Source organism: Sinomonas mesophila, assembly GCF_001999765.1.
Lineage (GTDB): Bacteria > Actinomycetota > Actinomycetes > Actinomycetales > Micrococcaceae > Sinomonas > Sinomonas mesophila.
The window spans coordinates 286,115-301,181 of record NZ_MTIC01000003.1 but is presented as its reverse complement, the minus strand read 5'-3'; the positions used below and the strand labels follow the sequence as shown (position 1 = coordinate 301,181).

General features: G+C 67.4%; 14 protein-coding genes. 8 read left to right on the top strand and 6 right to left on the bottom strand.

The features are described 5' to 3' along the window. The first annotated feature begins 280 nt into the window (after positions 1-280). Genes rfbB through BV907_RS12690 form a run of 4 tightly spaced genes read left to right on the top strand, consistent with a single transcriptional unit; the run spans position 281 to position 3,859 of the window. Positions 281-1,279, top strand: coding sequence for a dTDP-glucose 4,6-dehydratase (gene rfbB / locus BV907_RS12705; protein WP_077490080.1), 999 nt, complete (start codon positions 281-283; stop codon positions 1,277-1,279). Beyond that, a complete protein-coding gene (locus BV907_RS12700; RefSeq protein ID WP_077490079.1) occupies positions 1,276-2,715 on the top strand; it encodes a sugar nucleotide-binding protein in 1,440 nt (479 codons plus the stop codon). Before rfbB ends, BV907_RS12700 begins: the two co-directional genes overlap by 4 nt. Positions 2,716-2,773: 58 nt before the next feature. Next, positions 2,774-3,439, top strand: a complete 666-nt coding sequence (locus BV907_RS12695) for a glycosyltransferase family 2 protein (protein ID WP_245827949.1) — start codon at positions 2,774-2,776, stop codon at positions 3,437-3,439. A 12-nt stretch (positions 3,440-3,451) separates the two neighbouring features. Further along, positions 3,452-3,859 (top strand): DUF2304 domain-containing protein, encoded by a 408-nt coding sequence (locus tag BV907_RS12690; protein WP_077490077.1) that lies wholly within the window; start codon positions 3,452-3,454, stop codon positions 3,857-3,859. 88 nt (positions 3,860-3,947) lie between these two features. Here BV907_RS12690 and galE read toward each other — a convergent pair whose 3' ends face one another. Next, positions 3,948-4,967 carry a UDP-glucose 4-epimerase GalE gene (gene galE, locus BV907_RS12685; protein ID WP_077490076.1) on the bottom strand — a complete coding sequence of 340 codons (1,020 nt, stop codon included), beginning with the start codon at positions 4,965-4,967 and terminating at the stop codon, positions 3,948-3,950. Between the two features lie 108 nt (positions 4,968-5,075). Here galE and BV907_RS12680 point away from each other — a divergent pair, with 108 nt between their 5' ends. Beyond that, a complete protein-coding gene (locus BV907_RS12680) occupies positions 5,076-5,807 on the top strand; it encodes a glycosyltransferase (RefSeq protein WP_077490075.1) in 732 nt (243 codons plus the stop codon). A gap of 70 nt (positions 5,808-5,877) precedes the next feature. Here the strand turns inward: BV907_RS12680 and BV907_RS12675 are convergent, their stop codons facing one another. Beyond that, the gene (locus BV907_RS12675) at positions 5,878-6,762 is read right to left on the bottom strand and encodes a glycosyltransferase family 2 protein (protein ID WP_077490074.1); all 885 of its coding nucleotides are present in this window, start codon (positions 6,760-6,762) and stop codon (positions 5,878-5,880) included. Between the two features lie 130 nt (positions 6,763-6,892). Between BV907_RS12675 and BV907_RS12670 the strand changes: the two genes are divergently transcribed. Further along, positions 6,893-7,822 carry a glycosyltransferase gene (locus tag BV907_RS12670; RefSeq protein ID WP_175637455.1) on the top strand — a complete coding sequence of 310 codons (930 nt, stop codon included), beginning with the start codon at positions 6,893-6,895 and terminating at the stop codon, positions 7,820-7,822. Between the two features lie 52 nt (positions 7,823-7,874). Here the strand turns inward: BV907_RS12670 and BV907_RS12665 are convergent, their stop codons facing one another. Beyond that, positions 7,875-8,789 (bottom strand): glycosyltransferase family 2 protein, encoded by a 915-nt coding sequence (locus BV907_RS12665; RefSeq protein ID WP_077490073.1) that lies wholly within the window; start codon positions 8,787-8,789, stop codon positions 7,875-7,877. 97 nt (positions 8,790-8,886) lie between these two features. Between BV907_RS12665 and BV907_RS12660 the strand changes: the two genes are divergently transcribed. Further along, positions 8,887-10,176, top strand: a complete 1,290-nt coding sequence (locus BV907_RS12660; protein WP_077490072.1) for a hypothetical protein — start codon at positions 8,887-8,889, stop codon at positions 10,174-10,176. Here BV907_RS12660 and BV907_RS12655 read toward each other — a convergent pair. After that, positions 10,156-11,076: a glycosyltransferase gene (locus BV907_RS12655; RefSeq protein WP_175637454.1), complete on the bottom strand. Its 921-nt coding sequence runs from the start codon at positions 11,074-11,076 to the stop codon at positions 10,156-10,158. The two genes, BV907_RS12660 and BV907_RS12655, sit on opposite strands and share 21 nt — an antisense overlap. A gap of 338 nt (positions 11,077-11,414) precedes the next feature. On the opposite strand from BV907_RS12655, the gene BV907_RS12650 reads away from it, so the two are divergent. Then, complete coding sequence (locus BV907_RS12650) at positions 11,415-13,382, top strand: DUF6541 family protein (protein ID WP_077490070.1); 1,968 nt, start codon at positions 11,415-11,417, stop codon at positions 13,380-13,382. A gap of 89 nt (positions 13,383-13,471) precedes the next feature. On the opposite strand, the gene BV907_RS12645 is transcribed toward BV907_RS12650, so the two are convergent. Further along, positions 13,472-14,200, bottom strand: coding sequence for an ABC transporter ATP-binding protein (locus tag BV907_RS12645; RefSeq protein WP_077490069.1), 729 nt, complete (start codon positions 14,198-14,200; stop codon positions 13,472-13,474). Next, positions 14,201-15,019 (bottom strand): ABC transporter permease, encoded by an 819-nt coding sequence (locus BV907_RS12640; protein WP_077490236.1) that lies wholly within the window; start codon positions 15,017-15,019, stop codon positions 14,201-14,203. It lies immediately after the preceding gene. Between the last annotated feature and the right edge of the window lie 48 nt (positions 15,020-15,067).

Below are 15,067 nucleotides of genomic sequence, written 5' to 3'. Positions count from 1 at the left end.
TGGCGCCGTCCTCGGCCCAAACGGTCTCGACGGTGCGTGCGGGCAGCCGCAGGAGGGCGAGGGCCGCGATGCCGACGGCGGCCAGCAGGCTCGCGCCGACGACCGCGAGCTGGGCACGGACGCGGTCCCGCGGGGACGTCAGAGCGACCCCCGCAGCCCACCGGCCCCCGGGGCGCTCCCCGCCTCAGGACGGGGCACAGCAGAAGACCCAGACCCGATCGTCAACGAGTTAGCCTTTCATCCGGCACCTCAGCAAGCCTATCGGCTAGGCTGTGGAATCATGCAACGACTCCTCGTGACCGGCGGAGCCGGGTTCATCGGTTCCAACTTCGTCCACTACGCGCTGGACAACACCGACTACCACGTGACGGTACTGGACAAGTTGACCTACGCCGGGAACCGCGCCTCGCTCGAGGGCCTGCCGGCCGACCGCTTCGCCTTCGTCCAGGGCGACATCGCGGACCCCGCCACGGTCGAGCCGCTCGTGGCGGAGGCCGACGCCGTCGTCCACTACGCGGCCGAGAGCCACAACGACAACTCGCTGCACGACCCGCGCCCGTTCCTCGACACGAACATCATCGGCACGTACACGCTCATCGAGGCCGCGCGGAAGCAGGGGAAGCGCTTCCACCACATCTCGACGGACGAGGTCTACGGCGACCTCGAGCTCGACGACCCCGAGCGCTTCACCGAGCAGACGCCGTACAACCCCTCGAGCCCCTACTCCTCGACGAAGGCCGGCTCCGACCTGCTCGTGCGCGCCTGGGTCCGCTCGTTCGGTCTGCAGGCGACGATCAGCAACTGCTCGAACAACTACGGCCCGTACCAGCACGTCGAGAAGTTCATCCCGCGCCAGATCACCAACGTGATCGACGGCGTCCGCCCCAAGCTCTACGGCAAGGGCGAGAACGTGCGCGACTGGATCCACGCCAACGACCACTCCTCCGCGGTCCTGACGATCCTCGAGAAGGGCGCGATCGGCGAGACCTACCTCATCGGCGCCGACGGCGAGAAGAACAACAAGGACGTCGTCGAACTCATCCTCACCGAGATGGGCCAGGCCGCCGACGCCTACGACCACGTCGTGGACCGCGCGGGCCATGACCTGCGCTACGCGATCGACTCGACGAAGCTGCGCACCGAGCTCGGCTGGAAGCCCGAGTACTCGGACTTCGAGGCCGGCCTCGCCGCGACGATCCAGTGGTACCGCGAGAACGAGGCCTGGTGGCGCCCGCAGAAGGCCGCCACGGAGGCGAAGTACAAGGAGCTCGGCCAGTGAGCATCGAGTTTTCGAAGCTCCTCGCAGCGACCGAGACGCCCATCCCCGGCGTCGTCCTCTACGACCTCCCCGTCCACGGCGACAACCGCGGCTGGTTCAAGGAGAACTGGCAGCGCGAGAAGATGCTCGCGCTCGGCCTGCCCGACTTCGGGCCGGTGCAGAACAACATCTCCTTCAACGAGACGGCCGGCACGACGCGCGGCATCCACGCCGAGCCGTGGGACAAGTACGTCTCCGTCGCGACGGGCCGGATCTTCGGGGCGTGGGTCGACCTGCGCGAGGGCCCGAGCTTCGGCGCGGTCTTCACGGCCGAGCTCGACCCGTCGAAGGCCATCTTCATCCCCCGCGGCGTGGGCAACGCGTTCCAGACGCTCGAGGACGGCACCGCCTACACGTACCTCGTGAACGACCACTGGTCGGCGGACGCCCAGGGCCAGTACACGTTCCTCAACCTCGCCGACGAGACGGTCTCGATCCCGTGGCCGATCCCCCTCGGGCGGGCCGAGCTCTCCGACAAGGACCGCATGCACCCGCGCCTGGCGGACGTCACCCCCATGCGGCCGAAGAAGACGCTTCTCCTCGGCGCGAACGGACAGCTCGGCCGCGCGCTCCGGGCGGCGTACGAGGCGGACCCCGACGGCGCCCCCGTCGAGTTCGCGACCCGCGCCGAGTTCGACCTCGCCGACCCGGCCGCGTACGGCTCGCGGAACTGGAGCCAGTACGGGGCGATCATCAACGCCGCCGCGTACACCGCCGTCGACAGGGCCGAGACCCCGGAGGGCCGCCGCGACGCGTGGGCCGCCAACGTCACCGCCGTGGCAGCCTTGGCGCGCATCGCCGTCGAGCACCGGCTCACCCTCGTGCACGTCTCGAGCGACTACGTGTTCGACGGGACGAAGGACTCCCCCTACACCGAAGACGACGCCGTGTGCCCGCTCGGGGTCTACGGCCAGACCAAGGCGGCCGGCGACGCCGTCGTCTCCGTGGTCCCGCAGCACTACATCGTGCGGACCTCGTGGGTGATCGGCGACGGGAACAACTTCGTGCGCACCATGGCGAACCTCGCGGCCAGGGGCGTCAAGCCCGCGGTCGTCGACGACCAGGTCGGCCGGCTCTCCTTCACCGAGGACATTGCCGCTGGCATCCGGCACCTCCTTGATTCCGGGGCGCCGTATGGCACGTACAACCTCACGAACGACGGCGATCCCCGCTCGTGGGCCGACGTCGCCCGCACGGTCTACGAGCACGCGGGCCGGCCCGCCGGCGACGTCTCGTCGGTGTCGACCGCAGAGTACTTCGCGGACAAGCCGGAGGCAGCGCCACGGCCGCTCACGAGCACTCTGGCGCTGGACAAGCTGCGCTCGACCGGGTTCAGGGCAGCCGGTCAGGACGAGCGGCTCGGGCCCATGGCGACCGTCCCGGCGGGCCATCGGTGACCCCCGCGCCCCACCCCTCTGACGGTGTCCGCCACTATGCCTATGAGAGAATGTTCCGGTGACTAAGACTTGGGTTGTCATCCCGATGTACAACGAGGCGACCGTCGTCGGACGGGTCGTCGAGGGACTTCTCGGGACCTTTCCGAACGTCGTCTGCGTCGACGACGGGAGCCGTGACGGCTCCGTCGCGGTCGCGCGCAAGGCCGGTGCCGTCGTCGTCGAGCACCCCGTGAACCTCGGTCAGGGAGCTGCCCTCCAGACGGGCATCGAATATGCGCTGCAGGATCCGGAGACGGATTCGATCGTAACGTTCGACGCCGACGGGCAGCACCGCGTCGAGGATGCCGCCGCGATGGTGGACCGGCTGCGGGCCGAATCCCTCGATGTGGTCCTCGGCTCCCGCTTCCTCGACAGCCGGACCGAGCTCACGGCGCTCAAGCGGCTTGTGCTCAAGACCGCCGCCGTGCAGATGAAGCTCTCGACCGGGCTCGACCTCACGGACGCCCACAACGGCCTTCGGGTCCTCGGACGCGACCTCGCGAGCAGGATCAACCTGACCCAGAACCGCATGGCCCACGCGTCCGAGCTCGTCCACCAGCTCGCGTCGCTCAACGCACGCTATGCCGAGCACCCGGTGCACATCATCTACACCGACTACTCCAAGGCCAAGGGCCAGTCCCTGCTCAACTCGGTGAACATCATCGCCGATCTGTTCTTCAAGTAGGAGACCCCTGACGTGATCTTCATCGTCCAGCTCGTCCTCGTCGTCGCGGTGATCCTCGTCTCGCTGGCCCTCATGCGGGGCGGGTCGAACGCGAGGCACCTGGCCATCCGCCGGCTCATGCTCGTGGTCTTCGCCCTGGCCGCGGCCGTCTCGATCTTCATCCCGGAGATCCTGACCCGTGTCGCGCAATTCCTCGGGATCGGCCGTGGCACGGACCTCGTGCTCTACGCCCTCATCATCTCCTTCTTCATCTTCATGTCGACGACATACCAGCGGTTCCGCCAGTCGGAATCGTCCGTCACGCGGCTTGCCAGGCGCATCGCCCTCGACGAGGCGCCGCGTCCTTGGCTCGGGGATGGGCGAGCGCGCGTGGCTCCGCCCGCCCCGCCGGTCTCGGCCGAGACCGGGCGGGACGCGTAGGCAGGCAGCACCTAGCCAGAGCGGAGACAAACGGAGGCTCCCGCAGAATCCCTGCGGGAGCCTCCCCTGCCTTTCCGCCCTGCGGAGCTCAGCCCGCCGGCGGGTAACCCTCCGGGTTGGACGCCTGCCACCGCCAGTGGTCGGCGCACATGACGTCGAAGGAGCGCTCGGCCTTCCAGCCGAGCTCCCGGAGCGCCTTGGACGGGTCGGCGAGGCTCACCGCGACGTCCCCGGGCCGGCGTCCGACGATCTCGTAGGGAACCGGGCGGCCGGAGGCGTTCTCGAAGGCCTTGATCACCTCGAGCACCGACGTGCCCTGGCCGGTGCCGAGGTTCCACGTGAAGACGCCGTCATTCGCCTCGAGGTAGCTCAGCGCTGCGAGGTGGCCCGCCGCGAGGTCGACGACGTGGATGTAGTCCCGCACGCCGGTCCCGTCCGGGGTGTCGTAGTCGTCGCCGAAGACGCGGACCATCGGGCGGAGCCCGACGGCGACCTGGGCAACGAATGGCAGCAGGTTGTTGGGCGTGCCGACCGGGTCCTCGCCGATGGCGCCGGACTCGTGCGCGCCCACGGGGTTGAAATAGCGCAGGATCGCGATGCGCCACGACGGATCCGAGGCGCCGATGTCCTCGAGGATCTCCTCGACCTGCTGCTTGGTCCGCCCGTACGGGTTCGTCGCGCCGCGGCGCATGTCCTCGAGCAGCGGGAGCGGGTTCTCCGGGTCATAGACGGTCGCGGAGGAGCTGAAGACGAGGGGGGCCACGCCGTGCTTCTTCATGGCGCCGAGCAGGTTGAGCGTGCCCACGACATTGTTGACGTAGTACTCGTGCGGGATCTCCGCCGATTCCCCGACGGCCTTGAGGCCGGCGAAGTGGATGACGGCGTCAGGCCGGAAGTCTGCGATGAATCCCTCGAGGGCGTCGACGTCCAACAGGTCCGCCCAGCAGGTCTCCACGGTGCGGCCCGCGAGCTCCTGCACGCGCTCGATCGAGACGGGACTCGAGTTCCTCAGGTTGTCGTAGACCGCCACGTCATGCCCGTTCTCGAGCAGCTGCAGGACGGTGTGCGAGCCGATGTAGCCCGCGCCGCCCGTAACCATGATCCTCATGCCCTCAGGCTATCGGGAGGCCGCGGGCACCGTTCAATCGTCCGGCGTGTCCCGCCGCGGTTGGTATGCTGTGGGGGCCGCCACCCGCCAACCGCCGGAGGATTCCCCATGCCCGCACGCCCGGCCGTCTCCGTCTGCATGGCCGCCTACAACGGCGCCCAGCACATCCAGGAGCAGCTGGAATCCATCCTCGCCCAGCTCTCGGAGGGCGACGAGGTTGTCATCGTCGACGACGGCTCAACCGACGGCACGCGCGAATGGCTCGCGTCCCTCGAGGACCCGCGCGTGAAGGCCCACTTCAATGAGTCGAACCTCGGATACGTCCGCAACTTCGAGAAGGCGCTGCGCCTCAGCCGAGGGGACGTCGTCATGCTCTCGGACCAGGACGACCTGTGGCTGCCCGGCCGCGTGGACGCGCTCGTCGCGGCGCTCGGCGGCGCCGAGGCCGTCGCCTCGAACTTCAGCTACTTCGAGGGCACCCCGCGCAGGATCGAGCAGCTCCGCCTCAAGGAGGGCACAGGCGGCCACACCGTCCGGAACCTGCTGCAGCTGTGGATCGGCATCATCCCGTACTACGGATGCTCGATGGCCTTCCGCCGCTCGTTCGTCGAGGCGAGCCTGCCGTTCCCGTCCTTCCTCTTCGAGACGCACGACCAGTGGCTCGCGATGCTCGCCAACGTCCGCGGAGGCATGGCACACCTCGAGCGCGAGACGCTCAGCCGCCGCCTGCACGCGAACAACACGACGCCGAAGACGTTCCGCGGCTTCCCGGCGATCCTCAAGTCCCGCTGGATGCTCGCGAAGGCGTTCGTCGTGGCGCTGCGCCGCCGCAGCGCCTAGCGGACTCGCGAACGCGAAGGGGCAGGCCGGTCGGACCGGCCTGCCCCTTCGCTTCGGGCCCCCGCAGGGGTCAGCCCACGACGTGCTTGAGGAGCTTCTGCACCGAGGCGCCCTGGCCGGACGTGATCGCCTTGACCACGAGGGAGCCGGCGTTGAGCCGGCTCATGAGGTGAGTGCTCGCGGCGCGCGCCGCCTTCTCCCAGCCGCGAGCCCGGAAGCGGTTCGCCTGGGTCTCGAAGAAGCGGCGCTCCTCCTCGAAACGGCGGCCGTCGAGGGCACGGACCGAGGAGTCCGACGCTGAGTGGCGCCTGTAGAGGAACGCGAGCTCGGGGTCGACGACGAGCTCGCCGCCGCGGTCGGCGACATCGAGGAGCATCGCGAGATCCTGAACGACGTCGAGGCCCTCGGTGAAGCCGATCTGCTGCACAGTCTCCGTGCGCCACGCGAGGGACGGGAAGTAGGTCCAGTTGGCCCGCAGGAGGCTCGCGGCCATGGCCTCGTGGGAGAGGACGACCGGGGCGGACGAGCGGGGAGCGCAGGCCTTCTTCACGCGGTCGACGAGAGGAGTCACTGCCGCGCCGTTCTCGTCGATCACCTGGACGCCGGGCTGGACGATGACGGCCTGGGGGCGGGCCTCGAAGGACCGGACGACGACGTCGAGGTAGTTTGGCAGCATGATGTCGTCAGCGCCCATGATGACGACGAAGGGGGCCTCGGCCTGCGCGAGGGCCTTGCGGTAGTTCCCGTTCGCACCCAGGTTCTGCTCGTTCTTCTGGTACGACACACGGGGATCGTCGATGCCGGCGAAGAACTGCTCCGGCTCTGGGCTCGGGTAGCCGTCGTCGAAAACCCTGAGGCGCCAGTCCTGGAAGTGCTGGGCCATCACGCTACGGGCAGCCGCCTTCATCTGCTCGACGTCCCCGTAGTAGGGCAGCATGACATCGACTACGGCCATAGGGAGATCCTCCAACCAACGTATTGCACCGGATGGCACTGTCCCCTCGATGCTACCGGACGCCCGGCGTGCATTCCTCGTGGATAGACTGGGCCATGCCACCCCTGAGGATCCGTGGGAAGGAACACCGTTGCCCGAGCAAGACTCGGTGATTGCCGTACTGTCGCTGTTCAATCCGCCTCCGGGTGTCGTCGACCGCGTGCGCCGCCTCCGTCCCCACGTCGACGCTGTCGTCGTCGTCGACGACGGCTCTCCAGCGCCCGACGAGGGCGTCCTCGTTGCCCTGGGCGAGGTTGCCGACGTCGTGCGCCTGCGCGAGAACAAGGGGATTGCCGCGGCCCTCAACGCGGGCATCGTCCACGCCCGCCGGACATCCGATCCTGCCTGGCTCCTGACGCTCGACCAGGACTCGGAGATCGGCAGCGACTTCGTGGTCAGGGCCCTCGCGACCGCGCGTCGGGCCTCCGGATCCGGGATCAGGGTCGGAGCGGTGACCCCGGAATCCCACAACGGATTCCCGATCGACATGATGCGGCCCCACGATGGCTTCCGGGAGGGCTTCGATCCCATGCAGTCGGGGACCCTGATCTCCGCCGCCGCACTCGACGAGGCCGGGCTCCTCGATGAGGGGCTCTTCATCGATGCCGTCGACTCCGAATACACCGCCCGGCTGCGCCAGCGAGGGTACCGGGTGATCGCCGGAGAGGGGTGCGACCTCTCCCACACCCTCGGGCAGGCGCGGCCGATGACAATTCTCGGGTGGAGGGTGAAGCTTGCGGGGCGCGAGCTCAATGTGTACTACCACGCCCCGTTCCGCGTGTACTACATGGCACGGAACAGCATCAGGCTCACCCGGAAGTACGTGCTGGGCCAGCCCGCGTGGATTGGGAAGCGGGTGGCCTTGGAAACGATCTTCCACCTGATCCGCTTCACGTTCGGCCCTCACCGGCTGACCTTCCTCAAGGCCTTCATCCTGGGCACGCGCGACGGCATCCTCGGCCGGACAGGACGGATTCCCGAGGACGTCAGAGCCCAGCTTCGGGTGCCGAGTGCCACATGAGGGCGTGGACTGCACGGCAGTCCACGCCCTCATCCTTTCGGGTCGGTCTGGCTCAGAGGCCTATGGCCTTGAGCTGCTCGGCCGGCAGGGTGGCGACGAGACCGCCGGGCATGATCCGAGTGGGCCGGCGAACGAGCCCGTGAAGCCACCCGCGAGACGATGCTGAGACCCATCCGGCCTTGTTCTCGGCTTTGACGGCCTGCTCGAGCGTCTGAACAGCCAGGCCAGCGAGTCCGATGAGCTTGGCGTTGCGGTCAACGTCCTTCTCGCGCAGATACCACAGGCTATTGCGGATGTGGTAGTACAGTCGGGCCCCCATGTCCGCCGTCGTCCCCTTGGCCACCGGATGGTTGACCATGCTGGCCGGAACCGTCATGGCCAGTGCCTTGCGGGACAGCCGGTGCGTGTACTCGGAGTCATCGATCCAGATGAAGAAGTCCACAAACGGAAGATGCGTCTGGCGGGCAAGGTCGAGGTTGACCAGGACGCCGACGAACGTCGCAGTGTCGATGGCCACGCCGCCCAGGGCGTTCGCATCCATGTGCCGCTTGGCGTCCGCCGTGATGACGGGAGGATTCCTCGTGTTGAAGACGTCGCGGCCGTGCGTGACGAGGGAGGCCAGGACAGACGGCTTGGGCTCGATGCGCAGGTACGCCTCCTTGAGGGGGGCGAACGCGTCCAGCTCGGGCTCCGCGTCGTCGTCCATCAGCCAAGCAGCCTCGTGGCCCTTGGCCATCGCGATGTCCAGGCCCCAGGCGAATCCGCCGGCCCCTCCCAGGTTCTTGCCCGTCTCGAAGAGGGTGATGTTCGGATGGTTGTCGCGGATGTAGTCCGGGCTCCCGTCCGTTGATCCGTTCTCAACGACGATGATCTCGTCAAGGGGCTCAGTCTGGGACTCGAGTGCCGTCAGACACTTCTTGAGGAAGTCCAGTCTGTTGTAGGACACGACGACGGCCGCAAATGACAATGCAACTCCTTGGTGCGGGGCAGTTCGGCCAGTCTATAGGACCATGACCCGTCCTCCCGGTCCACTAGAATCTGGGGGACGCCAGAAGAGGAGTGCCGTGTCGATACGAGCAGGATCAGCTCTCGCCCGCCGTCTCGCTAGCTTCGCGGCCACGGTCGGCGCTTCAACCGTCGTCAGCTTGGTGACCGTCCCGCTGATCATCGGAAGGACCAGCGCGCAGGCGTGGGGCGAACTTGCCGTCGTGCAGACTGGGGCGATCCTCTTCGGGGTTCTCGTGGCCTTCGGCTGGGGTACCACTGGAGCAGCCACAGTGGCAGGCACGCCCGCAGCCAGCAGGCCTCGGCTCTACGTCGAATCGCTCGTGACCCGCGGCTACCTCTTCGCTTTCACGCTTCCCGTCATGATCGGGGTCATGCTCGTCGTCTCGCCGGCGAATCCCGGCGTCGTCGTGACCGGGTCGATCGCCTATCTGCTCCCGTATGCGGGCGCCTCCTGGTACTTCATCGGTGAAGCGAGGCCAGCCCGGCTCTTCTTCTTCGACGCCCTCCCGCAGATGATCGGCGTTCTCATGGGCTTCCTCGTCCTCAATCAGACGGGGGACCTCACACACTTCCTGCTACTCCTGGCCGTCATGACGCTCGTTGGCGTGGGCGTCTCGGGCCGCGTGATCCTGCGAGGACTCCGTCCGGGGGACCGCGTCGATCTCAGTCTGGGCGCAGCATGGAGACGCCTCGCAGCACAGCGGCATGGCGTCATCACTGCCGCCACGACGAGCCTGTATGTCTCACTTCCACTTCTTGCCGTCTCGGCGGCCATCCCAGCGTCGACCCCGCTGTACGCCATGGGGGACAAGCTCTTCAGATTCGGCCTTGTCGCCTTCTCCCCGGTTCTCCAGGCGATCCAAAGCTGGGTTCCCGAAGGAGGAGCAGAGTTCATCACGCATCGCGTGCGTCGCGCGGCCCTCTTCGGGCCCCTCTTCGGCCTTGCGGGTGGAGCGGGCATCACCGTGGCATCTCCGAGGATCGCGGACGTGCTCTCGCATGGCGAGATCCGTCTGTCCCTTCTGCAGGCACTTCCCTTCGGCCTCATGTTCACCGTCGTCGCCTGCACGCAGATCATCGGGCTCGCCTGCCTCGTCGCGATGAATGCGTCCAAGGCGCTGGCAGTCTCGACGGTCATGGGGGCCGTCGCAGGCGTCCCGCTCATCGTGGGCGCCGCACTGTTCCTCGATGTATGGAGCGTTGCCTGGGCAGTCGTGGTGTCGGAGGTCGTTGTCCTCGCCTATCAGGTGAAGATCCTCTCCCATAGGGCAGCAGGCAGGCAGGGCCAGGGCAGTCTCAGCCGCGGCCATCGGCCGCCCCGGGAATCAGCCGCGTCCGGAGATTGACCCCGTTGGGGTGAACTCGCCTGGCATGACCGGCCGCGGGTTCCGGGCCAGCCCCTCCCACAGCCCGCGGACGAGGGCAGAGGCCCATGTCTTCTTGGACCGGGAGTCCGGGAACATCCTGAGTGCGAAGCCGATCACGCGAAGCGCCTTGACCACCGCGCTGCCCTCCCAGGCCCCTGCTCCCTCATAGAGCTTGCTGAGCCAGATGTGGTTGCGGACGTAGTAGAACAGGCGGCCCGCCATGTCGGGGTTGGCGGCGCTGGCGGGCTTGGCCGGATGTCGGACGATGCTTGTCGGGACGTAGACGCCGATCGAGCGACTGGCGAGACGGCGGGTGTACTCGGCGTCGTCGAGCCAAATGAAGAAGTCGGCGTAGGGAAGCGGCATCGTCCGGGCGAGCCCAAGGTCCACGAGGACGCCGACGAACGTGGCCTGAGTGACCGCAACGCCGCCCACCGCTGTAGCCCGCACCTGCTTCTCGGCATCGGGGTCGAAGATGGCGGGATGCCCGGGGTTCGGTGCCGTTCCTGTGTCGTCAGTGACACTTGCGGCGATGAAGCCCGGCCGCAGTTCGCTGTCCTGTGCCACCTCAACGAGTCGGGCGAGGCTTCCGGGGGCGGGGTCGGCGTCGTCGTCCATGAGCCACCCGAAAGCGTGCCCGCGTTCGATCGCGAGCTGGAGGCCGAAGGCAAAGCCGCCGGCACCGCCGAGGTTCGCCCCCGTCTCACACAGGGTGACCGAAGGGAATTCCTCGCGAACCATGTCCGGGCTGCCATCAGTCGACCCATTCTCGACCAGGATGATCTCGTCCAGGACATCGCCCTGTGCCTCCAAGGATGCGAGGCACCGCCGCAGCAGGTCCTTGCGGTTGTACGAAACGACGATCGCCGCGACAGTCACCGTGTTACCTCCTGATTGGCCTCCACAACAAGCTACCAAACCCTCCATTTCGCGCCTTCGGGGGCGCTTCCGGGATCGACGTGCGAGTGCTGCCGGGAGCCGGCTGGGCCCGGGCCCAGCCGGACCTCGTATAAGATCAGCAGGGGTGAGACGACCGCTCGAGCGGAGCCGCCGACGACCTTGCCCAGCAGGCCCGGCCGCATGGCCCCGAGGACGGGCGGGACGCATTCGCCGTTCCCCCGGCAAGGGTCTCCCCCACATGGCCTGAATGCTCATGCCCGCGGGTCCGCATCCGAGGGACACCGCTCGACCTAGCTAGAGGAACAGTATTGACCTGGATGTCGGTCGCGCCCGCTGCGCTGGCCACCGCTGCTGCCCTGCTGATCCCCGGTGCTGGCATCGGCTGGTGCCTCGGGTTCCGTGGACTGGCGATGTGGGGGACAGCACCCGCATTCGCCACGGCGTCAGTGGTGCTGGCCTCCACCGCCACGCCCTTCATTGGCGTTCCCTGGTCCCTGATCGCCTATCTCGTTGCTGCCGCAGTCGTGGCGGCTGCGGCGTACTTCGTCCGGCGGTTCACCTTGGGCGGGGAACTGGAGTCGTCGAAGGCCCACCGGGCAGTGCCTGCCATACGCATGGCAACTGTCGTCGCCGCGGTCGTTTCCGGTGCGGTGCTGCTGTGGCGCAGCTGCGACATGATCGGCTCCCCCGAGAACATCTCGCAGACATACGACAATGTCTTCCATCTCAATGCACTGAAATACGCCACTGAGACCGGGCAAGCGTCCTCGCTCACCGTCGGGAAGATCGCCGGCCTCCCGTACTACCCAGCCGCATGGCACGCCCTCGGCAGCCTGGTCGTCGGGACCTTCCAGCTCTCCGTTCCCGAGGCCACCAACGTGGTCACCTTGGTGATCGCCTCCGTCGTCTGGCCTCTCGGGGCGATCTACCTCTCGAGAACCGCCTTCCCCGAGAGCGCCGTGGCCCCCGTCGCCGCCGCGGCCGTGGCGTGCGGATTGGGGGCCTTCCCCTATCGGCTCATGGACTTCGGGGTGCTGTACCCCAACTTCTTCGCCATCTCGCTTCTGCCCATCGTCCTCGCGCTGGCCATCCATGCCTCACGGGCCGTCAGGGGGAGCGTGCGCAAGCAGCAGCTCTGGACTGTCGTCCCCGCACTGCTGCTGGCATCCGGAGCCGTTCTGGGCGCGCACCCATCGGTCTTCGTCGTGGCGCTTGCCTGCGGCTTCGCCGTATGGCTCCCCCATGTCCTCCGGCGCGTGCAGGTCCTGAGGGCCTCAAGCGGCCATCGCCTCCGGCCGGCCATGATCCTGTTGGCAGAGGCGCTCATCGTGGCTGTGGTCCTCGCCGTCACGTGGCGGGCCCTTCGCCCGGACCCGGCGGCGGCGTTCTGGGGCCCCTACAGCACCTCGGCCCAGGCCGTCGGCGAGGCCGTCATGCTGGCCCCTCTCAACCTCCCGTCAGCGTGGGTTCTGGGCCTCCTGCTGGTTCTCGGGGCGGTCAGCTGCTTCCTGGGCCGGTATCCGAGGACCTATCTCCTGATCTTCGCCCTGCTCGCGGCCTTGTACGTCGTTGTCGCAGGCTTCCCCCGGGGAGACTTCCGATCGATCCTCACCGGCGTCTGGTACAACGACAGCTACCGCATCGCCGCATTGCTTCCCCTCGGAGCTCTCCTCCTCGTCCCCGCAGGCCTCGACGCTTCTGTCCGATGGATCGGAGACAAGGCGCGCCGATGGAACCGAACCCCCAAGCTGGATCTCCTCGCGTCCGGCGGCCGCGTCCAGGCCATCGGGCTGATCGTGCTGCTGCTGTTGCTCACCGGAGCCACGCAGCGCTCCAACGTGGGGGCTGCTGTCGATGCGGGCAAGACCACGTACGCGCTGACGGATGACGCGCCCTTGGTCAGCTCTGACGAGTACCAGCTGCTGCGCCGGCTGAGCGCAGAGGTTCCCGACGGCGCGAAGATCGTGGGCAACACCTACAACGGCAGCCCCCTGTCCTATGCGCTGGGCGACCGCGAGAACGTCCAGCTCCATATCCTCAGCCCTGTGCCGCCGAAATTGTCCGAGATCTACGACCATCTGGACGCGGTGAACACCGACCCAGCCGTGTGCGAGGCCGTGCGTTCGCTCAACGCGTTCTACGTCCTTGACTTCGGAACCCGGGAAGTCCACGGCGGGGCGCACCAGCCGAGTGGCCTCAAGGATCTGGATCGGAACCCCGGGCTGGAACTGCTCGACGAGGAAGGCCCCGAGGCACGGCTGTACGAGATCACGGCCTGCCGCTAGACCGGAGCGTGGCCCCCCGCCGCCGGCGGGGGGCCACGCCGTCCTTCTCAGACGGGGTTCAATCCGCCGGAAGGCGACGCGCGCGGCACCTACCGGGCCCGCTGCACCGCCACGGCCTCGGAGATCGGACCGTCGAAGATGACGCGTCCGTGCTCGAGGACCACGCCCCTGTCGCAGACCCGGGAGACAAGGTCGAGGTCATGGCTGACGACCACGAGGGTCTTGCCCTGGGCCGCGAGGTCATGGATCTTCTCCAGGCATTTGCGTTGGAAGGGCTCGTCACCCACGGCAAGGATCTCGTCCACGAGGAAAACTTCGGGGTCCGTGTGGACGGCAACCGAGAAGGCCAGCCTCAGGTACATGCCCGAGGAGTAGAACTTCACCTCGGTGTCGATGAACTGCCCGATTTCGGAGAAGGCGACGATGTCGTCGAAGCGCTCCTTGATCTGCTGCTCGTCCATGCCGAGGATCGCCCCGTTGAGGTAGACGTTGTCGCGCCCGGTCAGGTCGTGGTGGAACCCGGCGCCGACTTCGATGAGGCCGGCAACGCGGCCTCTCGTGAGCACCACGCCTTCGTCCGGAAGCATGACGCCAGAGATGTGCTTCAGCAGGGTGGACTTTCCGGAGCCGTTGAAGCCGAGGAGCGCTACCGTCTCACCCTGTCTGATCGTCAGGTTGACGTCCTTGAGCGCATCGAAGGTCTCGGTCAGCTCCCCTTTGCGCCCCTTGACGAGCCAAACGATGGCTTCCTTGATCGAACGCGAGTGGCGCAGCACGAACTTCTTGGTGATTCCGCGGATTTCAACGGCGACGGACATTCAGAGCTCCTGGGCGAACCGGCCCTCGAGCCGGCTGAAGGTCAGCTGGCCGACAATGACGACGGCGAGCGAGACGGCGAGCCCGATGGGGACCCAGAGGGTCAGCAGTTGATCGGGCACAGCCGACGATCCGTCAGTGGTCGGGAGCCAGAAGGCATAGTGGAATGCCTCGACCCCGACGCTGATCGGGTTCATCTGGTAGAAGAAGTAGAACGTCTCCCCCATCCGCTCGCGCACCATCTGCCACGAGTACATGACAGGGGAAGCCCACGTGGCGATCATCAGGAGCATGTCGACGAAGTTCTCGGCGTCGCGGAAGTAGACGTTGGCCGCGCCGAACAGCAGCCCCAGGCCGAGGGCCAGCAGCGCCACGATGACGAAGCCCGAGAGGGCGGCGACAAGCTGCATGACGTCCGGACGCCACCCGACAATCAGGCAGGCCGCCAGGAGGATCACGAGCTGGGGCACAAGGTGCACCCCGGAGACCCACACCGACGCGACCGGGAAGAGCTCCCGGGGCAGGTAGATCTTCTTGATGAGGCTGCCGTTGTTGACGATCGACCGCGCGGCGTTGCCGAGGGCCTCGGAGAAGAAGTTGATCAGCACGATCCCGGAGAACAGATAGATCGCATAGTTCGACAGGCCCGACGGGTTGCGGGGCCCCTTCTCCAGCCCGAGGAACACGCCGAGTGCGATGTAGAAGACCACGAACTGCAGACCGGGCTTGAAGTATGACCAGACGAGGCCGAGCACCGACCCCCGGTACCGGACCTTGATCTCCTTGTCGACCAGCAGCTTGAGCAGGAACCGGGAGGCCATCACGTCGCGAAGGCCCCGGCCCTTCCCCGGCTGGACCAGCGCTCCGAC